This window comes from Streptosporangium sp. NPDC000396, from assembly GCF_042898655.1.
In the GTDB taxonomy this organism is placed as follows: Bacteria; Actinomycetota; Actinomycetes; order Streptosporangiales; family Streptosporangiaceae; genus Streptosporangium.
In genome coordinates this window covers 142,083-163,546 of the sequence record NZ_JBIAZA010000015.1, presented here as the reverse complement: position 1 = coordinate 163,546, position 21,464 = coordinate 142,083, and the positions used below count along the sequence as shown (strand labels likewise).

The window sequence follows — 21,464 nt, the reverse complement described above, 5'->3', positions numbered from 1 at the left end:
GATCTCCTGGACGGTCAGTTTCTGGGAATGGGCCTGTCGTCGGCGACGATCTGGCCGCCGCGGACGCGATAGGCCCACACCGCGACCGATGAGTTGACAAGCTCGCCGTTGCCGGTGAACTGGATTTGCGTGGTGATGCCGGTACCGGAGTAGTCGTCGACGAACTTCTCCATGTCGGGACGCCGTGTCCGGCCCGCGGCGATGCCGCGGAGGAAGACGGCCGCGGAGTCGTAGGCCTCCGCGCTGTAGGTGCCCGGCTCGTGGCCGAAACGGGCCCGGTACCGCCGGGAGAACTCGGGATCCTGCTTCGGCGGCCGGCACGGGCAGGTGAGGACCGCGCCCTCGGCGGCCTTGGCCCCCGCCGTACGGACGAACCCGTCCTCCTTGACCGCGTCACCCGAGACGAACGTGGCGGTCACGCCCGCGGCGCGCAGCTCGCGCAGCAACCGGCCGGCCTGGGCGTAGTAGCCGCCGAAGAACACCACGTCGGGTGCGGCCGACTCGACCTCGGCGACCACGCCGTGGAAGTCGGTCATATTCGGCTGGGCCGAGGCGCTCTGCGCCACCAGCGGGCCGAGCTCCTTCATGACCAGCTCGCTGAGGCCGCGCCCGTAGGAGCTGGTGTCGTCGATGACGAACACCTTCCGCGCGCGCAGCGTCTCCCTGATGTACCGGGCCGCGGCCGGCCCCTGGGCGGCGTCACTGCCCAGCATGCGGTGGAACGTCGACGGTCCCCCGCCGCTGAGGCTGGGGTCGGTGGCCGCGGGGGTGATGGTGCTGACCCCGCCCTGGTTCAGGATCGGATTGCCTGCCTGCGACTCGCCGGAGAACGCCGGGCCGACGACGCCGATGATCGTCGGGTCGGCGACGACCTGCTGGGCGAGCTCGGGCGCCTGTTTCGGGTCGCCCTGGGAATCGAAGTCGACGAACCCGACGGTGCAGGCCGGGTTCCTGGCGTTGTGCTCCTCGATGGCGAGCAGCGCGCCCTCGTGCATGTTGCGCCCGAGGTTCATCGACTCGCCGGTGAGCGACCCGAAGAACGCGACGCGCAGGCCGCAGCGGCCCGGGTCGGGGCCGTGCGCGTCGGTGCCGGCGCAGCCTGGCGTCGTTGCCAGCAGAGCCGTCATGGTGAGGGCGGTCAACCAGCGGGCGCTACGCATCGATCACCTCCGGGCGCCTGATCTATCCGGTCACCATCTGTCCGGTCACCGCGTGAGGGGTGCCGCGGTGGCGGGGTGCGCGTCGCACTGCGGGCACCCTGAGACGGATTCTGCGATGATGATCATGAGGATTCGATGAAGATTGGGTGAAGAGCGGGAAGATGGCGCGCGAGGGGCGGAAACGAACTCGATCTACGAATGGGAGTTCGCCACTTCATGGGCCCCGCGCGAACTTTACGATACTTCATGGTTACATGTGGTAATCGAGTATGGTGAACGATGGTCGATGTACGGCTGGGCGGCGAGGCACCCGCCCGATTTATCTCGCATGTGCTGGTTGAATCTTGTGACGGGTCGCTACCCTCACCCCATGCGCGTCATCGTCGTCGAGGATGATCCTGACGTACGCGGTGCCGTCGTCGCCGCGCTACGTTCGGCCGGCTTTGCCGTCGACGAGGTGGCCAACTGGAGCCAGGCCGATCTCAGCATGAGCGTCAACGACTACGACTGCCTGATCCTCGACCGGGTGCTCCCGGAAGGTGACTCGGCCGACCATCTCTACCAGCGCCGCCAGGCGGGCATGGCCGTACCCGCGATCATGCTGACCGCGCTCGACGACATCAGCCACCGGGTGGAGGGTCTGGAGGCCGGCGCCGACGACTACCTGACCAAGCCGTTCTCCACGGACGAGCTGGTTTTGCGGGTGCGCGCGTTGTGCCGGCGCCGTACCACGATGGTGCCGCCGATCCTGCGCGTCGATGACGTCACGCTCGACGTGGCCCGCCGGGAGGTCCGCCGCGCCGGGGTGTTGCAGATGCTCACGCCCAAGGAGTTCGCGGTCCTTGAGACCCTGCTGTCCCGCCAGCCGGCCGTCGTCACCCGCACCGAGCTGATCGAGCACTGCTGGGACGAGCGGGCCGATCCGGCGTCGAACGTGGTGGACGTCGTCGTCAACCAGCTGAGACGTAAGCTCGGCGAGCCCGCTGTGATCTTCACGACGCGGGGCACCGGCTACTGGATCGGGCCCCCGGCCGGGCCTCCGTAACCGTGAACCCGCTACGTCTCCGCGGCCGGGATTCCGGCGCCAGAGGCCAGAACCGGACGCAGCCCGCGCAGTTGCAGACGGCCGGACGCCTCAGCGCGCTGCGGGTGCGCCTGACCCTGCTGCTGATCGCCCTCAACGTGGTCGGCCTGGTCGGCATGGGAGCCGTCGCGATGGTCGTCGACCAGCAGCAGCGTGACGGCCTCGTCCAGGCCGAACTGGATCGCACCGCCCGGACCGCGAAAGCCCTGCTGTACTACGAGTCCGGCGCGCTGCGGCTGGACCGCCTCTTCGCCGACCCGGCGGCGAAGGGCCCGACCGCGGTGCACGTGTACGAGGGCACCCGCACCAGTGTCCGCCTCGTTTTCGCGCACCCGTCGAGCCTGCCGGTGATCGCGCCGGAGAACCTGCGCGGCCTCGCCCGGCTCGTGTGGCAGGGCCAAGGCGAACTCGCCACGACCATCACCACCGAGGGGCGTCACGCGCGGTTGCTCGCGGTTCCGTTCACACATGCCGTCACCGGCGCCGTGTCGGGCACGGTCGTGGTCTCGGTCGATCTCGGGCCCGTGCAGCAGGCCCACTGGCGGCTGGGGTGGACCCTGTTCGCCGGGGGAGCGGTGTTCACGCTCCTCGTCGGCCTGGGCGGGCACCTGCTGGCCCGCCGGGGCACCCAACCCGCCGTCGAGGCGTTCGGCCAGCAGGAGCGGTTCGTCGCCGACGCGGCGCACGAGCTGCGCACCCCCCTGACGGTCATCCGCGCGCTGTCGGAGGGCGCGCTCAAGGATCCGAGCCAGCAGCCCCAGGCGTTACGGCAGGTGCTGCGCTCCGCCGAACGGCTGGCCGACTCGGTCGAGGCGCTGCTCATGCGGGCACGGCTCGTGGCCGGACTGCGGGAGCTGCAACGGCAGCCGTTCCGCCTCGACCAGCTGGCCGAGGAGGTGGTGGCCGAGACCGTGCAGCCGCCGCACACGACGACGGTGTCGGTCTCACCCACGGTGGTGAGCGGCGACCCGACCCTGGTCCGCATCGCCATCCGCAACCTCGCCCACAACGCCGTACGGCACGGCCGGATCGGCACCGAGCCCGCGGCGATCACCCTCGTCGTCGAGACCGGCAAGATCATGATCAAGGATGCCGGTCCGGGCCTCGGCGACCAGCCCGCGCAGCGTTTTCGCAGCAATGCGGCGGACGGCACCGGCCTCGGGCTGACCATCGCGCAGTGGGTGGCGGAGCTGCACGGCGGAGAGCTGCAGCTTTACCCGGACCCCGAAGGGGGCACCGCCGCGGTCATGACCCTGCCCGACCCGCCGCCGGACGGGCGGTGATCTTCGGGCCTCAGGGCCTGGAGCGACCGGCCTTGGCGCCGGCGGGGGAGATCGCGGACCAGCCGTCCAGGCCGTGTCCGTTGGTGTCGCCGGGCATGAGGTCACCGCTGTAGCCGTACAGCGGCCACCCCGAAAGGGTGAGCTGCTCGGTGCCGTCGGGTCTGACGACCTTGCCGACCTTTGCCCGGTCTATGCCGACGATCCGCAGGTTCGTGATGTTGCCGGCCGGTATCGGGCGCCATGTCTTGGCGCATCCGCCGACGCAGGCGGAGCGCGACGGGTGCGCGTCGTCGGCGTCACTGCGATAGAGAACGTATCCCTGGACGTCGATGACGATGGGACCACCGAGCCGCTGCGAGTTGACGGCGAACAGGCCGGGATCGCGCGCGGGATCGGTGGGACCCGACACGCTGGTCACCTTCTCGTCGGGCTCGTCGAGCCGGGAGGTTCCGTCGCCGGCGGTGCAGCCCGTCGCCATCACCAGGGCGGCGACGGGCCCCGCCAGGAGTGCCGCTCGCCGCGACCGTCGACTCATGGGCACAGTGTGCCTGGTCAGTACGACGGTCGCGAATTTCGGGCTTTCATATGAACCATTTGAGGTCGCGACAGTATGTACCGGGGTGGTCTATGCGGTGAGGTCCGGGCCGGGGTGGGTTTGCGCGGTGAGGTCCGGTGCCGCGGCGGCGATCCGTTCTCGCATGGGACGCCGGCGCAGGGCGTCGAGTGCCTCGTCGACGAGCCGGCTCAGGGGGAACGACAGCTCGGCCTCGAGCGCGGTGGCCGCGGCGGTGGTGGCCGTCCATTCCGCTTCCAGCGGCGGCAGGAGCGATTCGGCCTTCGGGGTGAGGTGGACGATCCGCTGGCGTGCGTCCTCTCCCGGGGTGAGGGTGACCAGGCCCTCCTTGGCCATCTGGGCCACCGTCTGGCTCGCCGCGGAGTGGGTCACCCCGAGCGCGTGCGCCAGGTCGCGGATGGAACCGGGGCCGGAGATGGCCAGCACCCGGACGACCGGGGTGAACCTCGGGCGGAACCCGTGCAGCCCGAGGTCGGTGTAGACGGCCGCGATGTCCGCGTCCAGCAGTTCGAGCAGGTGCCGCAGCCGCGTGCCGAGCAGTCCTGGTCCAGATGTGGGAAAGCTCATGCCCATAACATAACAGCACTGTTAGATCTTCGGCCAAAGGAAACGCGACGTGGTCGTACGGCTCCGCCGGTCAGTACTCCCAGGTGTCGGTGCGGTTCTCCCCGCCGATGCAGAAGACGGCGGAGCCGTGCCCGCCCTGGACCAGGTCCACCCGGATCCAGCCGTCGGCCTGGGAGACCTTGGTCTCGTAGCCCGCATTGGGTGCGGCGGTGACCAGGCGGCAGGCGCCGCCCTCGATGACGAACGAGGCCGAGCCGCCCTTGACGCGCACCACCCGCACATCCTCCCCGGCTTCCGGCACCTGGGTCGAGGAAGGGACGGGGCCGGTGGAGTTCTCCGGCGGGGCCGGGGTGCGGGTGGTCTTCGACGGGGAACGGGCCGGCTCCGGCTCGGCGGTGGTGCGCGCGGGCTCGGGGGTGGCCGTACGGTGGGCTCGCCCGCGCTTGTCCGGCGCGGCCGGTGTGCTTGGCAGGCCTGATGGGCCGGACGGCGCCCCGGAGGGAAGCGGCGCGGCTCCCGTCCGGGTGATCGCGGCGCTGAGCGGTTCGATCTTCGCGTCGTCGAAGACCTCGCTGCGCAGCACGTCGCGGACACCGAACCAGGCCACCGAGACGGCCAGGGTCGTGGCCCCGCACCATACCGCGATGTATCTCAGCGCTTGCCGCATGCGGTGAATTATTACCTCACATGTCTCTTTGTTCACTACGGTTACGACCCATGGCAACGGTTCTGGTGGTGGAAGACGACGATTACGTGCGCTCCGCGATCATCCAGGAACTGGGCAGGCGCCAGCACGCCGTGCGCAGCGCCGCACGCGCCCTCGACGCGTTGCGAGAGATCACCCAGAATCCCCCGGACGCCGTGGTCCTCGACCTCGGCCTTCCCGATCTGGACGGATCGGAGGCGCTGAAAATGGTCCGCAGTGTCTCCAGCGTCCCGGTCATCGTGGCCACGGCCCGCGACGACGAGGCGGAGATCGTCCGGTTGCTGGAGGCCGGAGCGGACGACTACCTGGTCAAACCCTTCTCCGGGGACCATCTCAACGCCCGGCTGGAGGCCGTGCTACGCCGGGCGCGGGCCGCGACCCCACCCCCGGTGCTGTACGTCGGCACGCTCATGGTGGACCAGAACCGGCGCGAGGCCACCGTGGACGGCACACCGCTCACCCTGACCCGGCGGGAGTTCGACCTGCTGGCCTACCTCGCCGCGCGGGCAAACCGGGTCGTCTCCCGCAAGGAACTGCTCACCGAGGTGTGGCAGCAGTCCTACGGCGACGACCAGACCATCGACGTCCACCTGTCATGGCTGCGCCGCAAGCTAGGGGAGAGCGCCTCCGCCCCCCGTTACCTGCACACCGTGCGAGGCGTCGGCGTCATGTTGTCCGCACCTTCATGAGACGCACCCTGGCTCTGCTCGCCGTCGCCGGAGCCTCGATGATCGCCCTGGCCTTCCTGATCCCGCTCGGGATCATCGTCAGGGAGATCGCCCACGACAGGGCCATGGCCGAGGCCGAACGGCAGGCGTCGGCGCTGGTCCCGGTGCTCGCCATCACCGTGGACCCGGCCCGGCTGACCCACGCGCTGGCCAGCACCGGGGCACGAGACCGGATCGCGGTTCACCTGCCCGGCGGCGGCTCGGCGGGCACCGTACGGGCGCCCGCGCAGGTGGTGGCCGCGGCCGGTCGGCTGACGCGGGCGGTGACCGCGAAAACCGGCACCGGCTACCTCCTGCTGCGCCCGGTCGCCCTGGACGGCGACCGGACCGCGGTCATCGAGATCTTCGTGCCCGCCGGGAGCCTCACCCGGGACGTCGCCGCCTCGTGGGCGGTGCTGGCAGGGCTCGCGGTGGTGCTCGTCGCGGGTTCGGTGCTGGTCGCCGACCGGCTGGGGGTGCGGGTGGTGCGCTCGGCCCAGCGCCTGGGCCGGGCGGCCGCCTCTCTGGGGGCCGGGGACTTCAGCGTCCGCATCGAGCCCACGGGCCCACCCGAGCTGGTCGCCGCCGGGGAGGCGTTCAACGCCATGGCCGACAGGATGGTCCAGTTGCTCGCCGCCGAGCGGGAGATGGCCGCGGACCTGTCGCATCGGCTGCGCACTCCGCTCACCGCGCTCCGGCTGAGCCTCGATCACCTGGGTCCGCAGGCCGAGCAGAGCCGTCAGGCCCTGACCCGTCTGGAGTCCGAGGTGGACAAGATCATCACAGCGGCTCGGCAGCCCTCCCGCGCGGTGGAGTTCGTCTCCTGTGACGCCGCCCACGTGCTGCGCGAACGGCTGACCTTCTGGTCGGCCCTGGCCGAGGACCAGCAGCGGCCGTGGGAGCTGGTCGGAGCCTCGGAGCCGGTCCGGGTCCCGGTCGCGGCCACCGAGCTCAGTGCCGTGGTGGACGCGCTTCTGGGCAACGTCTTCCGCCACACCCCCGAGGGCGCGGCGTTCGCCGTGACCCTGCACCAGGGCTCCGGCACGGTCGGCGTGCTGATCGCCGACGCGGGCCCGGGCATTCCCGACCCCGAGGCGGCGCTGCGGCGCGGCGCCAGCGGCTCGGGATCCACCGGGCTGGGTCTGGACATCGCCCGCCAGCTCGCCGAGGCCTCCGGCGGCACGCTGCGGATCGACGTCTCCGCTCTCGGCGGCGCCAGGGTGCAGCTGTGGTTCCGCACCGATCAGCGCGATCGCGCTCCGCGCGCGGCCCGGCGGCTGGTCGGCAACCGCTGGTCACGCAAGAATCCGGCGCCCTGAAGCACGCGTTGGCGCAAGCCACTGAAGATCGACATAAGTCGACCTTAAGCAGAGTTAAAACGCATTTTTCGGCCATCTCGGCTCCGCAAGGGTGGGGGTCATCCAATCGCCACCCCTGGAGGAGTCATATGAACGCGCGTCGCAAGGCCATGGCCACCGCTGTGATCGCCGCCCCGTCGGTCCTGCTTCTGACGCTGATCCCCGGCTCGGCCCACGCGCACGGCACGATGAACAACCCGCCCAGCCGCGGCCTGGTCTGCTACACCGAGAATCCGGAGAACCCCAGGTCCGCCGCCTGCAAACAGGCCGTGGCGATGGGCGGCACCCAGCCGCTCTACGACTGGAACGAGGTCAACATCGCCTCCGCCGCCGGTCGCCACCGCGAGCTCATCCCGGACGGCAAGCTGTGCAGCGCCGGCCGTGACAAGTATCGGGGCCTCGACCAGGCCCGCGTCGACTGGCCCGCGACCTCCCTGCCGTCGGGTGGCAAGTTCACCTTCACCTACCGAGGTACGGCCCCGCACCGCGGCATGTTCGAGCTCTACGTCACCAAGGACGGCTACGACCCGTCCAAGCCGCTGAAGTGGTCGGACCTTGAGGCCAAGCCCTTCCTCACCCAGGCCGACCCGAGCATGTCCAACGGCTCCTACGTGATGAACGCGACCCTCCCCGCCAAGAAGGGCCGTCACCTCATCTACTCGATCTGGCAGCGCAGCGACAGCCCCGAGGCGTTCTACTCCTGCTCCGACGTGGTCTTCGGCGGCGGCACCGGCACCAACCCCACCCCGGCGCCGACCCCGCCCTCCAAGCCCACCGCCACCCCCAAGCCCACCCCGACGCCCACCCACGGCGGCGGTGACCACGGCGGCCACGGCGACCCCGGCGATCTGTCCGCGATCAGCGCGGGCGTCGGGGTCAGCCGGCGTACCGTCGCCCGTGCCCAGACCGTCACCGTGACCGCGGTCTGTTCCGACAGCGCGGTGATCCAGGTCTACTCCAGCGCCTTCGCGAAGCGCTCGAACTACCCGCCGGCCGGCACTGTCGCCTGGTCCCCGACGCTCGCCGTCTCGGCCAACGCCCCGTCCGGCCGGTACCAGGTCACCGTCCGGTGCACCAACGGCTCGTTCGCCCGCACCCCGATCACGGTCAACTGACCTCGTCCGCCGACCGGTTCCGTCCGCTCAGGCTCCGCGCTTCTCGGAATCCGCCTGCGCAGGTTCGGGAGCGGCCGCCGCCCGGCGACCGCTCCCGGCCGCGTTTCCACGTATGCTTCCGCCCCTGCTCCCGTCGGTGCTCCCGGCCGCGTTTCCATCCGCTCCATCCGTGCCGGTCTCGGCGTGCGGTGAACCGGCGTAGCCGAGGAGCATCATCGCGTCGTGATCGGGCGTGCCGGGCTCGGCCTGGTACACGACCAGCCGGTGCCCATCGTCGCGGGTCACGGTGAAGACCTCGTAGCCCAGCGTCATCCGCCCGACGCTCGGGTGCTCGAAACACTTGCGCCCGTTCGTGCGGGTCCGCACGTCGTACCGCTCCCACATCGCCGCGAACTCGCGGCTCTTCACGATGAGCTCACCGATCAGCCCGGTGACGTCGGGGGCGTCCTGGTTCGCCCCGGCGACCGCCCGAAGGTGGGCCACGGTCGCCGCGGCGACCTCGTCCCAGTTGACGTACAGCCGCCTGGCGTCCGGATGCAGGAAGGTGTAACGCGCCGTGTTCCGCGCCTGCGCCGGCCACTGCTCGATGCCCGGCAGCAGCCGCAGCCCCTGAGCGTTGGCGCCCAGCAGGTCATTGGCCCGGCTGAGCACATAGGCCGGATAGGGCTGGACGATGTCGAGCATGCGGCGAATCTCCGCCCGCAACGCTCGTGCCGGCACGGCGGGCGCCGCCCCACCGGCAGGACCGGCTGTGTGGCCGAGTTCGAACAGGTGCCGGCGCTCGTCGTCGTCCAGTCGCAGCACACCGGCGATGGCCTCCAGCACCGACGGGCTCGGCCTGCTCTGCTTGCCCTGCTCCAGACGCGTGTAGTACTCGATGCTCAGCCCCGCGAGCATCGCCACTTCCTCCCGGCGCAGGCCGGCGGTGCGGCGCCGTCCCGTGGTCGCCGGCAGACCGGCGTCCTGCGGGCTCACCCGAGCCCGTCGCGACCGCAGGAACTCTCCAAGATTCATCCGACCGTCCACCTCACAAGTATGACCCGCACCCGGATCGCCGTGGGGTGCCCTGCCAGGGCCCCCCTTGAGAAGGTCTGCCTCGTGCCGGATCCGCGCCGCAGACTGTTCTGCGTACCGAATGAAGCGAACCGACAGGAGAGCAGTGATGGGGAAAGTCGCCGTTGTGGGTCTGGGCATCATGGGCCGGGGCATGGCCGACAACCTGCTCAAGCACGGGCATGACGTGACAGTGTGGAACAGGACCGCTGGCCGCGCCGACGACCTGGTGGAGGCCGGGGCCGTCCGGGCCCAGAGCCCGGCAGAGGCCGCCGCCGGCGCCGATGTCGTCTTCGAAGTCACCGCCAATGACGAGTCCTCCCGCGAGGTGTGGCTCGGGCCCGACGGCATCGTGGCCGCCGCCTCACCCGGGACGGTGCTGATCGCCTCGGCGACGCTGTCGGTGGGCTGGGTGGAGGAACTCGCCGCCGAATGCGAGCGCCGGGGTCTGATCTTCTTCGACATGCCGCTCACCGGTGGCAGCGCCGGAGCCCAGACCGGCAACCTCGTGATGCTGGCCGGTGGCGATCGTTCGAGGCTGGCCGCGCTGGACCCGGTGCTCGGCTCGATCTCCAGGGAGGTCAAGTACTTCGGCCCGGCCGGTTCGGGCACGCGGTTCAAGCTCGTGCTCAACGCCCTTCAGGCGGTCCACCTGGCCGCCTTCGGCGAAGCGCTCAAGCTGGCCGCCGCGGCCGGGCTGGACCCCGCGCAGGTCGGCCCGGCGCTTGTGGACCGTCCCGGCGGGGTCATCACGGAACTGGCCTGGAAGAGCTTCGGCGCCCGGCCCGAGCCGATCAACTTCTCCGCGGAGTGGGCGCTCAAGGACCTGAGCTACGCGGCGCTCATGTCCGAACAGGTCCACCACCCGATTCTGGACGGGGTTCTGTCGATCTTCACCGAGGCCGTCGAGCAGGGTCGCGGCCACGAGGACTGGAGCACCGTCAACGAGCAGAGGGCGCCTGGTTCCCCGGCGTGACCCGCGAGGCGGGCCGCCGGCCTCAGGTGGGGCTCTCGAAGCGGCCGCCGGAATCTCCTTCAGCGCTGCCCCGAGTCGCTCGCGTGAGCGACCCGATCGGGGGCGGGCGGGGCGTCGGGGTGCACGACGGTCAGCAGCGAGCCCGTGACCAGGGCGGCGGCGGCCAGGGCGGCGGCGATGCCCAGGCGGTTGAGCAGTGTCATTCGCGAAACCCTCTGAACTCTTCAGAACTCGAACAACTCGAAGTGGATGCGGCGCCGGGGTATCCCGGCCCGGCGCAGTACCCCGATCGACGCGGCGGTCATCTGGGGAGGACCGCACACGTAGGCGTCGTGCTCGGCGATGTCAGGCACGACCTCGCGGAGTTTGGCGGGGGTGAGCGGGTTGCCGATGCCCCTGGAGGAGCCCAGGAGATAGTGAAGGCGGCGATGCCGGCGCCGGGCGATGGCCTCCAGCTCCGCGGTGAACACGAGCCGATCGGCCGAGCTCGCCCGGTACAGCAGCGTGATGTCGCCCGGCCCGCCGGGCAGCGTTTCGAACAGCGCCCGCATCGGCGTGATGCCCACCCCTCCTGCCAGCAGCAGCACCTTTCTGCGGGTACGGCTCCGCCCGGTCATCGCCCCGAACGGCCCGGTCGCCAGCACCCGCGTTCCCGGGCGCAGCCGCCGGATCCGTCGGGTGTGGCCGCCCACCACCTGCACCGTGATGCGTAGCGTGTCCTCCCAGATCGGGGCGGACAGCGAGAACGGCAGCGCCGTACGCCACAACCGCCGGGTCATGAAGCGCCAGCGGAAGAACTGGCCGGGCTCGACCTGGAGAGCGTTCAGGTCCTTGCCGACCATGTAGACCGAGACCACGCCGGGGCCCTCGGCGAAAACCCCGGCCACGCGCAGGGAATGGCGCAGGGCCTGCCGTACCGGCACTATCAGGCGATACCACACCAGCAGAACCGCGACCTGGGCGTGCATGATCGACCAGATCCAGGCCAGGACGGGAATTCCCGCCAGGTCCGGGCCGGCGGGCTGATGGGCGAAGGCGAGGGCCGCGCCGAGGTAGGCGAGCAGGTGGACCGAGCGCCAAGCCTCGTAGGTCACCATCCTGCGTACCGCCCTGGCCGAGATCACGCCCACCGCGGCGAGGATCAAGATGCCCACCGTGGCCGCCGCGAGCGCCGGGTAGCCGACCAGCCCGCGTACCGCTCCGGCGGCGCCCGTCCCGGTGTGGGCGGCGAAACCCCACAGGGCCAGCAACGTGTGCGCCACGGACAGGCCGAGCACCCACCGCCCGCCGAAGGCGTGCCAGCGTGCCAGCCGGTCGGCGCCCACGCCCAGTTCGACGGCGGGAATCCGGGCCATCAGCAGCAGGGCCACCCAGATGCCGTAGCCCGCCAGGAGCCCGGTCAGGTGCGCCCCGGTGGCCAGCAGCGCCGAGGCTCGCAGCGACGGTACGACCTGAACCGCCCAGAGCCCGATGACGAGCCCGCCCCCGGCGATGACGCTCCGCAGGAACACGCGAGGGCTCACCTTCGGCGGAGTCGTGGTGTGCCAGCGCGAGCGTCTGGAACGGTGGCTCACCGGCGGCCCATGCTTGGCCGGGGGTTTCGTCACGATCAGCACGATCAGCACGGTAGGACGCGTTTTCGCTGATCATTCGTGTCTTATGGCGACGTTAAGGGTCGCTTGTGTGATCTTTGAAAAAGGGACACGTTGGTGCGAATCCGATCAGAGCCAGCCTCTGCTCTTGGCCAGGAGGCCCGCCTGGAACCGGTTGGCCGCGCCCAGGTGGGACATCAGATCGGCCACGTGCTTGCGGAAGGTCCGGACCGACACCCCCATCTCCCGGGCCCCCGCCTCGTCCTTGCCGACACGGGAGAGGATGTCGAGCACCTGTCTCTCGATCGTGTTCGGCGGCTTGTCGTCGAGCACGGCGAGGAGGTCGTCGGCGGAGTTCCAGGTGCGTTCGAACAGGTCGACCAGGGTGATGACCGCGCCCGGATGGCGCAGGACGAGCGCGCCGCGGGCGGGGTTGTCCGGCTCGACGGGCAGGAGGGCGACCGAGCGATCGAAGATCATCATCTTCTGGACGGGGTCGTCGATGACGCGTATCTGGTCGCCCGCGTCATGCAGCTTCCGGTAGTAGGGGATCGCCTGCACCTTCAGTGCCGTCCGGCGGATGATCGTGCGCATGGTGATGTTCCTGCTGAGCGCGCGGATGTTCTTGGGCAGTAGCTCCTCGTTGGGGACGCGAGGGTGCATGGACAGCACCTCGTGCGCGTAGTAGAGCAGGTCGTCGATGTAGTTGTTGACCTCTGCCAGGCCGTAGATGTGCTCATCGGCCCTGTCCCTCGCCATGACGCACTGATGCGTGACGAGGTCGGGGATCGCGCCCCTGGCCGCGGCGATGTCTCGCAGGCTCTGGCTGATCTCGTCCTGGCGGCGCTGGACCAGGCGTTCCACGGCGACGGTGGGGTTGGCGGGCCAGGCGGTCGCGGTGGCGTCCAGCCGTGCGAGCTCCATCGCGTACAGGCGCTTCAGCCCGGCACTCACCGATTCCGGGTCGAGGGCGAGTGAGGCCGCGATGGCCTCGGCGGGGCTGCCCGGGTGCTGGAGGAGGAAGCGGTATATCCGCTCCTCGTCGGCGGATATGCCAAGGCTGGAAAGGTTCACGTGCTTCCGTTCAGTCTCGCTGCAGGAAGCTGAAGTCTCCCGCTACAGCTTCCTGAGGTCAGGATCGCTGGTTTTCGCATGGGCCACAAGCCAGATTATTGACATCCGTTTCACCGTGAAGGGACTGCTTGTGCTCACTCTCAGCGACCCCAGCCGCATCATCGCGGGCCTGATCCTCATCAGCATCGTCACCATCGAGTTCGGTGGTACGTTCCTGCTGCGCATTGTGAGTGGCGCCATACCGATGACCGATTTCCAGAAATCCTTCGCCCGGGCGGGTCACGCGCACGCGGGCGTCCTGGTCACCCTGAGCCTGGTCGGCCTGATCCTGGCCGACGCGACGGGTCTGGCCGGCCTCACCGGCTGGGTCGCCCGGCTGGGGGTGCCCGTCGCCGCGATCCTGATCTCGGCCGGGTTCTTCCTGTCCTCCCTCGGCAAGGACGTCACCCGTCCCAACGGGCTCATCGCCCTGCTGTGGGCGGGCGTCGTCAGCCTCGCCGCCGGGGTGCTGGCGTTGGGCATCGGGCTGCTGACCGCCTAGGACCGTGCCGTCCCGGGCGCCGGAAGGCAGCCGTTCAGGGAGTGGGCGTGTTACCGGGCCGCTGTGTGGGCTGGTGGGTGTGGCGCCAGAACTGCCGTTTCTTCTCGTCGCGGACGACGATGCCGAGCGTGGCCAGTTCGTCGCGCAGCTGCGTGATGTCGTCCACGTCGTTCTTGTCGAGTGCCCGGGCGCGGGCCTTGAAGAGCGCGTTGGCGGCCGGGGGCAGGCCCGGCATGTCCTCCACCCAGCGCCGGTATTCGTCCTTGTACGGGTCGCCGCCGGGCAGCCACGGGTATCGGTGGGCCGTGAAGGCCTCCGCGAGCCCCTTCGCGTCGGGCAGGTCGGCTCCGTGATGAGCGCTGTGCCCGGCGAGCTCTTCCGCCGCGTGGCCGAGCAGCACCAGCCGCTTGTCCTCAAGGAACACCCCGCTGATCGACGCGCGGGGCACGGTTCGCGAGGAGCCGCCTCGGGTGAGCGTGACCTGGTCGTCCTCGACCTTGACGGTCACGTAGTCCTTCTCGGCGAGAAACACGAGCACCACGCCCGCGAGCACACCGAGGGCCAGGCTTCCGATCAGGGCCACCTGGTCGGGAAGGGAGGCGAAGAGTTTGAGCGGGCCATGGAAGGGCACCCACGGCAGCGAGACCGCCCAGAGGGCCAGCGCCTTCAGCGCCCAGCCGCCCGCTCCGCCCAGGAGCGGAAACCCGATCCACACGAGGGCGCGCTCCGACGTCGTCGGCCCTACCACGGTCGCGTTCTCCTGGGAACCTGGTTCAGGCGGCATGACCAGAAAAATAGCACCGGCCTCTTCGCGCCCATGAGCCGTGCGGACGGCCGCCCGATGCCGGTGACCGAACGGCTCCATGATCGCCGCCGAGACGTTCTCCCTGGTGAAGCGGATAATCTGGGCCTGCCTACCGCCGCCGGGTTCGCCGTCGGCCGGTATCGCCGCGCAGGGAGAGCGGCTACCAAAGTCGCGGAAATCAAGACTTTGGTCGAAGCTCCGCACACCTTCCCGTGGCCGGTAACCCCGGTGTGGGGCCGCCGTCAGCTCTCCAGGCTCAGGGCGAGCCGGAAGGACAGGCCGGTGTTCCTGCGGTAGCCGAGCCGGTGCACCGCCAGTTCCAGAGCCTCGCGCTGGCCGACGAGGACCACCCACGACTTCGCCCTGGTGACCAGCGTGTACAGCAGCTTGCGGTGCAGCATCACGCCGCCGGCCTCGGCCACGATCGGCGCCACCACGAACGGGTATTCGCTGCCCTGGGAGCGGTGCACGCTGATCGCGTAGGCGTGGGTCAGCTCGTCCAGCTCGTCGAAGGCGTATTCCACGCTCTCGCCGTCGCCGGTGCGGATTTCGATCATCCGCTCCTGCGGGTTCACCGCCGTGACCGTGGCGGTCTCCCCGTTGAACACGCCCTTGTCGTAGTTGTTGCGGATGGGCATGACACGGTCGCCCGCTCTGAAGACCGACGGGCCGGACCAGTGCTCGGCCGCTTCCTCGCGCGCGGGGTTCAGTCGCTCCTGCAGCTTGCGGCCGAGCTCCACGGTTCCCGTCGCTCCCTTGCGCATCGGGCACAGCACCTGGATCTGGTCCCTGCCGATGTTCTGCTTGCGGGGGATCGCCTCTGTCGCCAGATGGACCACCCGCTCTGCCACGTGGTCGGGATCGTCGAGCTCCTCGAACCAGAAGCCGCCCCGGCCGGGCAGCGCGGGCAGTTCACCCGCCCGGATCCGGTGGGCGGCCTGGACGATTCCGCTGTCCTGCGCCTGCCGGAAGACGCGGGTCAGCCGGATGCGTGGAATCTCCTCCACACGGAGCAGGTCGGCCAGCACGCTGCCGGGCCCGATGCTGGGGAGCTGGTCGCTGTCACCCACCAGCAGCAGGTGGCTGCCCGCCGGAATCGCGGCCGCCAGCCGGGTGGCCAGCTGAAGGTCCAGCATCGAGGCCTCGTCCACCACGACCAGGTCGGCCTTCGCGGGGGACTGCTGGAACAGCGTGCCCTCCTCCGGCTCCGGCTGCTGGGCGAGCATCCGGTGCACGGTCATCGCGGGCAGACCGGTGAGCTCCGACAGGCGCTTGGCGGCCTTGCCCGTCGGCGCGGTCAGGGTGACCGTGCCGCCCATCGCCCGCACGGTCGCGGCGATCACCTTCAGCGTGTGGCTCTTGCCGCAGCCGGGCCCGCCGGTCAGCACGGAAACGGTGCTGGTCAGCGCCAGGTTCACGGCCGCCCGCTGGTCCTCGTCCAGCCCCTCGTCCTCCGCGAACGCGCGCAGCGGCAACGTCGAGCGGGCCCGGCAGAGCCTGACCAGGTGCGCCGTCAGCATGACCTCCCGGCTGTGCTGCTCCTTGGCGTACACCGCCGCCTGGTCCTGGCCGGACGGCGACGCCTCGACGACCACCCGGCGCTCGGCGACCAGCGCGTCGACCGCGCGGTGGATCAGGTCTTCCTCCTGTCCGACCAGGTTCGCCGCCGCGGCGACGAGGGCGGGCAGCGGCAGGAAGCAGTGCCCGTCGCGGGCGGCGGCCGTCTCCAGCCTGTCCAGGACCGCCGCCTTGATCCGCTGCGGGCTGTGCTCCGGCACCCCCGATCGCAGCGCGATCCGATCGGCGGTGGCGAAGGCGATCCCTCTGACCTGGCCGATCAGCCGGTAGGGGTCGGAGAGGAGGACGTCGCGCGAGTCGTTTCCGTACGCCTGGTAGATCTTGGCCGCGAGCAGCGGGCTGATCCCGAAGCCTTGCAGGACGACCATCAGCGCGGCGACCGCCTTCTGCTCCGCCCACGCCTGAACGATCTGCGCCTGCCGCGTGGCGCCGATGTTGACGACTTCCCTGAGGCGTTCCGGCTCGGTGTCGATGACCGTGAGCGTCTCCTCGCCGAAGTGGCTGACGATGGCGTGGGCGAGCCGCGGCCCGATCCCGCGGATCAGGCCCGAGCCGAGGTACAGCATGATGGCGCGCACGGTGGAGGGGACCACCCGCTCGCACTGCTTGACCATCAGGCGGCTGCCGTGGCGGGGGTGTTCGTCCCACTCTCCGGTCAGTCGCAGCGTCTCGCCCGGCTGCACCCCGGCCAGCGCGCGGCCCGCGGCGACGAACCCGGTCAGGCCCTCGGCGCTCATGCGCGCGACCGTGTATTCGTCTTCGCGGACATACACCAGCTGCTCGACGGAGACTTCCACGTCCGCCGGGTACGGCTTCGCGAGCACGGTCACCGTACGCTCCCCGGGATCATGTGCGGCACCTCATCGCAGGACACTAGCGGGCGCGTACGACAGTTCAAGTCACGTCCGCGGCTTTTGAGAAGGTTCTTGAGGTGCGCAAACCCGGGACGGCCGCTCTCTGGAGGCCTGGCCGCCGGTTCGGCGGGGTCCGGCGGTGAATCTCATGAATTTGCCAAAAAGATCCGGTTCACTTCCGGCTGTCATTCACCGAGCGATGGGAGTGCAGGCATGCGAGTGATCCGTACGAGCGCGGCGGTGGCGCTCGCCGTATCGGCCGTGGCGTACGCGGTGGGGGGCGGCACTGCGGCGTACGCCGAGAGGAACGGTGCCCCGGCGAGTGCGGCGAGTGCGGCGAGTACGGCGGGCGGCGGTGTGGCGGCGAGTACGGTGGGCGGTGTGGCGGCGAACGCGGTGAGTACGGCGGGCGGCGGCGTCGCGGTGGCCGGGGGCAGGACCTCCGTTCACACGATCATCGTCGACGGGCTGGAACGCCGCTACCGGGTCCACCGGCCCGCGTCGCTCCCGGCGAAGGCGCCGCTGGTGGTGATGATGCACGGCGGCTTCGGCTCGGCGAGGCAGGCGGAGGAGTCGTACGGCTGGAACGCCGAGGCCGACCGGCGGCATTTCGTCGTCGCCTACCCCGAGGGGTACGGCAGGGCCTGGAACGTCGGCGACGGCTGCTGCGGCAAGCCGGGCCGCCGTCAGGTGGACGACGTCGCCTTCATCAGCCGGATGGTCGCGCGGATCGGCCGCGAGCTGAGGATCGACCCCCGGCAGGTGTACGCGACGGGGATGTCCAACGGCGGCATGATGGCCTACCGGCTGGCCTGCGACACCACGATCTTCGCGGCGATCGGGCCGGTGGCCACGACCCGGCTCGGCGACTGCCCCGGGCCGGAGCCCGTTTCGATCGTCCACATTCACGGCCTGGCCGACCAGACCGTGCGCTTCGACGGCGCCCCCGGCACCGGAGCCGCCAGGATCGACGGGCCGCCCGTGCCGGAGGTCATCGCCGGCTGGCGCAGGGTCGACCGGTGCGGCCGTCCTGCCGTCTCCCGGTCGGGCCCGGTCACCACCGAGCTCGCCGGCTGCCGGGGAGGCCGAGCCGTCCGCCTGACCACCATTGACGGGGCAGGTCACCAGTGGCCGGGGGGCGAGGTCGTCCGCGAACAGGCCGACCCGCCGTCCCGGGATCTCGACGCCACCGCCGTCATCTGGGACTTCTTCGTCACCCACCCCAAGTCCTGAGCCCTGTGGCGGGTGACGGGAGCGGTGGCGCCATCGTCCTGGGGCCGCCGGATCTCCTCCCGGAGCGCCGAGCGGCTCGCCGGGCCGAGGCCCGGACCCGGCCCACCCGGAAGCACGGTCAGGGGCGTGTCCCGTGAACGGGCTGATCGGCGCCGTGGCGGGCCACCAGGGTGGCGAGGCCCGCGCGGGAGGACACGCCGGTCTTGCGATAGATCCGGGAGAGGTGGGTCTCGACCGTACGGGGGCTGAGGTAGAGCTTGATCGCGATCGCCTGGCTGGTGAGGCCTTCGGCGACCAGCCGGGCGATCTCCCACTCGCGGGCAGTCAACGTGGCAAGCTCGTTCAGGGGCTCGAACTCGTCCTCGACCACCACCGGCCGCGCACGTTCGGCCAGGCCGGTCAGTAACCGCGCGCCGCCGAAGGAGGCGAGGCGATGGGCACGCCGCCACATGGCGGCGGCGCGGGAGGGATCTCCGGCGGCCTTCGTCAACCGAGCAGCGAGCAGCAGGGCGTGGGCCTCCCGGAGCGACGAGCCTGAGCGCGCGTATTCCTGCGCGGCCTCGGCCATCATGCGCGCCGCCGCCCCGGTGTCGCCCCGGTGGGCCGCGAGCGCCGCCGTGCCGCGCAGCACGGCGGCGCGCTGGGTCGGCAGGTCCAGCCGACCGGCTTCCTCCCGGGCCCGCGCCGCCCAGCGCTCGGCGTTCTCCAAGTCGCCGGTGGCGATGGCGGTGCTGACGAGCAGGTCCAGATAGCCGGGGCGGGCTGAGGGCTGCAACCGTCGCAGCTCGCTCCCGCCGCCCGCGCGCAGCATGGCTTCCCTGGCCCGCTGCGGGTCACCGGCGGCCATCGCCGAGTAGGCGAGCGCGACCCAGGCGAGGGACGCCCACCAGCTGTCGCTCGTGCCCACCAGTGCCACCGCCTCCTCACCGGCGGCCAGGGCCCTCGGGTCGCCCGGCAGGTGCGCGTACAGCAGGATCAGGGACTTTATCCCGAGAGTGAAGGCCAGGAGCTCGCCGCTGCCGACGGCCCGCGCGATGGGCTCGGCCTCCTCGGCCAGCTCCAGCGCGGACGGCACCCGGCAGGTCTGGAGGTGGGCGTATGCCTTGCATATCAGAAGGTAGGGGATGAGGTGGATCTGACCGCTCCGGCGGGCGATCTTCACGCCGCGGTCGGCGTGCCGTTCCGCGTCGGCGTAGGCCTCCAGGAACACCTCCGTCCAGCCCAGCCGGGCCAGCGACTCGCACAGGGTGAAAAGGTCGTTGTCGGTCAGCGCGTCCGCCATCGCCGCTGCGCGGCCGGCGAACGCCCGCGCCGCGGCGATCTCACCCTCGTAGGCCTCTCCCATCGCGGCCAGCGCGAGGGCGCTCGTCTCGCCGATCTCGTCGCCGAGCGAACGCGCGGTCGAGAGAGTATGTGCGACCTCCTCGCGCGCGTCCGGATAGCAGGCGGTGGACAACGCCGACAGACCCAGTTCCAGCCCAAGGGAGACGGCGTGCCGGGGCGAGGGCGGGGGTCGCCGGGACAGTTCGCGGCGCAGCAGCGCGGTGGCCTCCCGCGGGCGTCCGAGGTGCCGTTCCATCACCGCGCACAGCGCGATCGCGTCCGTTCGGACGGAGGCGTCGTCCGGCCCCGACGCGCTGATCACCTCGTGCAGCAGGTCACGGCTCTCCCTTAGGGCGCCACTCGCACCGAGGGCGCGGGCGCGCAGCAGCGTCAGTTCGCCGCGCCTGGCCGCGTGCTCGCAGGTGTCCGGCAGCAGCCGGAGCACTGCCTCCAGCCAGTGGGCGCAGGTCGCCGGGGCGGTCGGCTTGACCTGTTCGGCCGCCTCGATCAGCACGGCGATCGCGTCCGGATCCCAGCCGGTCAGCGACTGTTCGATGTGATGTGCTCGCTCGCCGGCGGACGCGCCCGCCCGGGCCAGCTCGGCCGCCGCCCGCCGGTGGATCCCGATCCGCCGCTGGGGGGCGATGCTCTCGTAGACGAGCGCCCGGATCACCGGGTGGCGCAACGTCAGCCGCCCGCCCGAACACGTCCGGACGAGGTCACGCCGGATCAGCGTGAGAATGTCGCCGTCGAGTTCCGTCTCGCCGTGCTCGCCTATCTGACCGAGCAGCGCGGGTGTGGCGTGGTCGCCGAGCACCGCGATGTCTTCCACGATCCGGCGCTGGGACGGCGTCAGCGGTGTCAGCTCGTCGAGCGGCAGCGACCCCAGCCTGGTCGGCAGGCCGCCCGAGCTGCTCCCGGTGGCCGGGCCGTACGGCAGGGCCGAGCCGCGCCGGACCGGCGCGCCGTCGCGGTGGGCGTGCAGGAGGGCGAGGAAGTACAGCGGGTTGCCCTCGCTGGCGGCGTACAGCTCCGCGGCGTGGCCGCGCGGCAGGTCCGGGGCGAGTCTCTCGACGCACTCGCGCTCGGCGAGCGGTCCCAGCTCCAGGCGCAGCACCGCTCCGGTGTCGACTCCACGGGTGAGTGCCGCGGCCAGGGACGTCGCGGTCTGCCGGTCGCGGCGCGCGATGACCAGCAGCACCGGGGCGCGCACGGGGTGCCGGATCAGGTAGTCGAGGAGTTCCAGCGAGGACGGGTCGGCCCAGTGCAGGTCGTCCAGTGCCACCACGAGCCCCTCACGGCCGAGGTGCGCCAGCAGCGCCGCGGTCGTCCGGTACAGGCCGAAACGGTCGGCATGGAGCTGCGCGGGGGAAGAGGCCGGTCGGCCGAGAACGGGGGAGGCCGCCTCGGCCAGCTCCGAGACCGGGCTCAACGCAAGAGGGTCGAGATCGGCGAAGGCGTCGGTGAACGGCTGGAACGGGGTGTGCCGCTCATACTCCGTGGCCTGGCCGTACAGCACGGTCACTCCCTGCTCCCGGGCCCGCCGGCGGAACTCGCCCATGAGCCGGCTCTTGCCGATCCCCGCCTCGCCGGTGATGTCGACGATCACGGGGGCGTCTCCCCGGTGCAGGCGGTCGATCACCGCGTCGAGCTGTTCGAGCTCGGCGGACCTGCTGACCAGCGGTGTCCCGCTCGCGTTCCGTGTCAGCCCGCTGTACGGCACATTCACCACCGTGCTCCTTCGGATGGCTTGCCCCGCATGCTCGCGCATGTGCTCTCGCGTGGTGCCGGACGGCCGCCCGGCAGGCCTCCCCAACCGGGCGCGGGACGACATCGGAACGGCTTACGGCCATTGTTGCTCATTAATAGCACGACCGTATT

19 protein-coding genes are annotated in these 21,464 nt (G+C 70.9%); 8 read left to right on the top strand and 11 right to left on the bottom strand.

Features of this window, described 5'->3' with window-relative positions:
• Positions 1–14: 14 nt before the first annotated feature.
• Positions 15–1,160, bottom strand: coding sequence for a branched-chain amino acid ABC transporter substrate-binding protein (locus tag ACFY2X_RS24855; RefSeq protein ID WP_389941592.1), 1,146 nt, complete (start codon positions 1,158–1,160; stop codon positions 15–17).
• Between the two features lie 370 nt (positions 1,161–1,530).
• Here ACFY2X_RS24855 and ACFY2X_RS24850 point away from each other — a divergent pair, with 370 nt between their 5' ends.
• Together ACFY2X_RS24850 and ACFY2X_RS24845 are read left to right on the top strand one after the other, a co-directional pair.
• The gene (locus ACFY2X_RS24850) at positions 1,531–2,205 is read left to right on the top strand and encodes a response regulator transcription factor (RefSeq protein WP_389941590.1); all 675 of its coding nucleotides are present in this window, start codon (positions 1,531–1,533) and stop codon (positions 2,203–2,205) included.
• Between the two features lie 2 nt (positions 2,206–2,207).
• Positions 2,208–3,527 carry a sensor histidine kinase gene (locus tag ACFY2X_RS24845; protein WP_389941587.1) on the top strand — a complete coding sequence of 440 codons (1,320 nt, stop codon included), beginning with the start codon at positions 2,208–2,210 and terminating at the stop codon, positions 3,525–3,527.
• A gap of 10 nt (positions 3,528–3,537) precedes the next feature.
• On the opposite strand, the gene ACFY2X_RS24840 is transcribed toward ACFY2X_RS24845, so the two are convergent.
• The 3 genes from ACFY2X_RS24840 to ACFY2X_RS24830 all read right to left on the bottom strand — a co-directional run bounded on the left by ACFY2X_RS24840 (position 3,538) and on the right by ACFY2X_RS24830 (position 5,335).
• Positions 3,538–4,062 (bottom strand): hypothetical protein, encoded by a 525-nt coding sequence (locus tag ACFY2X_RS24840; protein ID WP_389941584.1) that lies wholly within the window; start codon positions 4,060–4,062, stop codon positions 3,538–3,540.
• Positions 4,063–4,152: 90 nt separating this feature from the next.
• Positions 4,153–4,668 carry a MarR family winged helix-turn-helix transcriptional regulator gene (locus ACFY2X_RS24835; RefSeq protein ID WP_389941581.1) on the bottom strand — a complete coding sequence of 172 codons (516 nt, stop codon included), beginning with the start codon at positions 4,666–4,668 and terminating at the stop codon, positions 4,153–4,155.
• A 70-nt stretch (positions 4,669–4,738) separates the two neighbouring features.
• Entirely contained in the window at positions 4,739–5,335 is a 597-nt protein-coding gene (locus ACFY2X_RS24830) for a hypothetical protein (protein ID WP_389941578.1), read from the bottom strand.
• 50 nt (positions 5,336–5,385) lie between these two features.
• Between ACFY2X_RS24830 and ACFY2X_RS24825 the strand changes: the two genes are divergently transcribed.
• The 3 genes from ACFY2X_RS24825 to ACFY2X_RS24815 all read left to right on the top strand — a co-directional run bounded on the left by ACFY2X_RS24825 (position 5,386) and on the right by ACFY2X_RS24815 (position 8,554).
• Positions 5,386–6,063 carry a response regulator transcription factor gene (locus tag ACFY2X_RS24825; protein WP_389941575.1) on the top strand — a complete coding sequence of 226 codons (678 nt, stop codon included), beginning with the start codon at positions 5,386–5,388 and terminating at the stop codon, positions 6,061–6,063.
• Positions 6,060–7,400: a sensor histidine kinase gene (locus ACFY2X_RS24820; protein WP_389941572.1), complete on the top strand. Its 1,341-nt coding sequence runs from the start codon at positions 6,060–6,062 to the stop codon at positions 7,398–7,400. Before ACFY2X_RS24825 ends, ACFY2X_RS24820 begins: the two co-directional genes overlap by 4 nt.
• Before the next feature lie 128 nt (positions 7,401–7,528).
• Positions 7,529–8,554 carry a lytic polysaccharide monooxygenase gene (locus tag ACFY2X_RS24815; protein WP_389941569.1) on the top strand — a complete coding sequence of 342 codons (1,026 nt, stop codon included), beginning with the start codon at positions 7,529–7,531 and terminating at the stop codon, positions 8,552–8,554.
• 27 nt (positions 8,555–8,581) lie between these two features.
• On the opposite strand, the gene ACFY2X_RS24810 is transcribed toward ACFY2X_RS24815, so the two are convergent.
• A complete protein-coding gene (locus ACFY2X_RS24810) occupies positions 8,582–9,568 on the bottom strand; it encodes a helix-turn-helix transcriptional regulator (RefSeq protein WP_389941566.1) in 987 nt (328 codons plus the stop codon).
• 148 nt (positions 9,569–9,716) lie between these two features.
• Between ACFY2X_RS24810 and ACFY2X_RS24805 the strand changes: the two genes are divergently transcribed.
• Positions 9,717–10,583: an NAD(P)-dependent oxidoreductase gene (locus tag ACFY2X_RS24805; protein WP_389941563.1), complete on the top strand. Its 867-nt coding sequence runs from the start codon at positions 9,717–9,719 to the stop codon at positions 10,581–10,583.
• 59 nt (positions 10,584–10,642) lie between these two features.
• On the opposite strand, the gene ACFY2X_RS24800 is transcribed toward ACFY2X_RS24805, so the two are convergent.
• The 3 genes from ACFY2X_RS24800 to ACFY2X_RS24790 form a co-directional block, all read right to left on the bottom strand.
• Entirely contained in the window at positions 10,643–10,786 is a 144-nt protein-coding gene (locus tag ACFY2X_RS24800) for a hypothetical protein (RefSeq protein ID WP_389941560.1), read from the bottom strand.
• Positions 10,787–10,807: 21 nt separating this feature from the next.
• Positions 10,808–12,199, bottom strand: coding sequence for a ferric reductase-like transmembrane domain-containing protein (locus ACFY2X_RS24795; protein WP_389941557.1), 1,392 nt, complete (start codon positions 12,197–12,199; stop codon positions 10,808–10,810).
• Between the two features lie 105 nt (positions 12,200–12,304).
• A complete protein-coding gene (locus ACFY2X_RS24790) occupies positions 12,305–13,249 on the bottom strand; it encodes a hypothetical protein (RefSeq protein ID WP_389941554.1) in 945 nt (314 codons plus the stop codon).
• A gap of 115 nt (positions 13,250–13,364) precedes the next feature.
• On the opposite strand from ACFY2X_RS24790, the gene ACFY2X_RS24785 reads away from it, so the two are divergent.
• The gene (locus ACFY2X_RS24785) at positions 13,365–13,790 is read left to right on the top strand and encodes a hypothetical protein (RefSeq protein WP_389941551.1); all 426 of its coding nucleotides are present in this window, start codon (positions 13,365–13,367) and stop codon (positions 13,788–13,790) included.
• A gap of 34 nt (positions 13,791–13,824) precedes the next feature.
• Here ACFY2X_RS24785 and ACFY2X_RS24780 read toward each other — a convergent pair whose 3' ends face one another.
• Together ACFY2X_RS24780 and ACFY2X_RS24775 are read right to left on the bottom strand one after the other, a co-directional pair.
• Positions 13,825–14,574, bottom strand: coding sequence for a hypothetical protein (locus ACFY2X_RS24780; protein WP_389941549.1), 750 nt, complete (start codon positions 14,572–14,574; stop codon positions 13,825–13,827).
• Positions 14,575–14,837: 263 nt separating this feature from the next.
• Positions 14,838–17,003, bottom strand: a complete 2,166-nt coding sequence (locus ACFY2X_RS24775; RefSeq protein WP_389941546.1) for an ATP-dependent RecD-like DNA helicase — start codon at positions 17,001–17,003, stop codon at positions 14,838–14,840.
• Positions 17,004–17,240: 237 nt separating this feature from the next.
• Between ACFY2X_RS24775 and ACFY2X_RS24770 the strand changes: the two genes are divergently transcribed.
• Positions 17,241–18,260, top strand: coding sequence for an alpha/beta hydrolase family esterase (locus tag ACFY2X_RS24770; RefSeq protein ID WP_389941543.1), 1,020 nt, complete (start codon positions 17,241–17,243; stop codon positions 18,258–18,260).
• A gap of 118 nt (positions 18,261–18,378) precedes the next feature.
• Here ACFY2X_RS24770 and ACFY2X_RS24765 read toward each other — a convergent pair whose 3' ends face one another.
• Positions 18,379–21,312, bottom strand: coding sequence for a helix-turn-helix transcriptional regulator (locus tag ACFY2X_RS24765; protein ID WP_389941540.1), 2,934 nt, complete (start codon positions 21,310–21,312; stop codon positions 18,379–18,381).
• Positions 21,313–21,464 lie beyond the last annotated feature (152 nt).

Excerpts from the sequence above, each read along its gene's own strand:
- ACFY2X_RS24835 (WP_389941581.1), bottom strand. The coding sequence starts at position 4,668 with ATGAGCTTTCCCACATCTGGACCAGGACTGCTCGGCACGCGGCTGCGG.
- ACFY2X_RS24825 (WP_389941575.1), top strand. The coding sequence starts at position 5,386 with ATGGCAACGGTTCTGGTGGTGGAAGACGACGATTACGTGCGCTCCGCG.
- ACFY2X_RS24815 (WP_389941569.1), top strand. The coding sequence starts at position 7,529 with ATGAACGCGCGTCGCAAGGCCATGGCCACCGCTGTGATCGCCGCCCCG.
- ACFY2X_RS24850 (WP_389941590.1), top strand. The coding sequence starts at position 1,531 with ATGCGCGTCATCGTCGTCGAGGATGATCCTGACGTACGCGGTGCCGTC.
- ACFY2X_RS24820 (WP_389941572.1), top strand. The coding sequence starts at position 6,060 with ATGAGACGCACCCTGGCTCTGCTCGCCGTCGCCGGAGCCTCGATGATC.
- ACFY2X_RS24780 (WP_389941549.1), bottom strand. The coding sequence starts at position 14,574 with ATGCCGCCTGAACCAGGTTCCCAGGAGAACGCGACCGTGGTAGGGCCG.
- ACFY2X_RS24830 (WP_389941578.1), bottom strand. The coding sequence starts at position 5,335 with ATGCGGCAAGCGCTGAGATACATCGCGGTATGGTGCGGGGCCACGACC.
- ACFY2X_RS24800 (WP_389941560.1), bottom strand. The coding sequence starts at position 10,786 with ATGACACTGCTCAACCGCCTGGGCATCGCCGCCGCCCTGGCCGCCGCC.
- ACFY2X_RS24805 (WP_389941563.1), top strand. The coding sequence starts at position 9,717 with ATGGGGAAAGTCGCCGTTGTGGGTCTGGGCATCATGGGCCGGGGCATG.
- ACFY2X_RS24840 (WP_389941584.1), bottom strand. The coding sequence starts at position 4,062 with ATGAGTCGACGGTCGCGGCGAGCGGCACTCCTGGCGGGGCCCGTCGCC.
- ACFY2X_RS24810 (WP_389941566.1), bottom strand. The coding sequence starts at position 9,568 with ATGAATCTTGGAGAGTTCCTGCGGTCGCGACGGGCTCGGGTGAGCCCG.
- ACFY2X_RS24770 (WP_389941543.1), top strand. The coding sequence starts at position 17,241 with ATGCGAGTGATCCGTACGAGCGCGGCGGTGGCGCTCGCCGTATCGGCC.
- ACFY2X_RS24855 (WP_389941592.1), bottom strand. The coding sequence starts at position 1,160 with ATGCGTAGCGCCCGCTGGTTGACCGCCCTCACCATGACGGCTCTGCTG.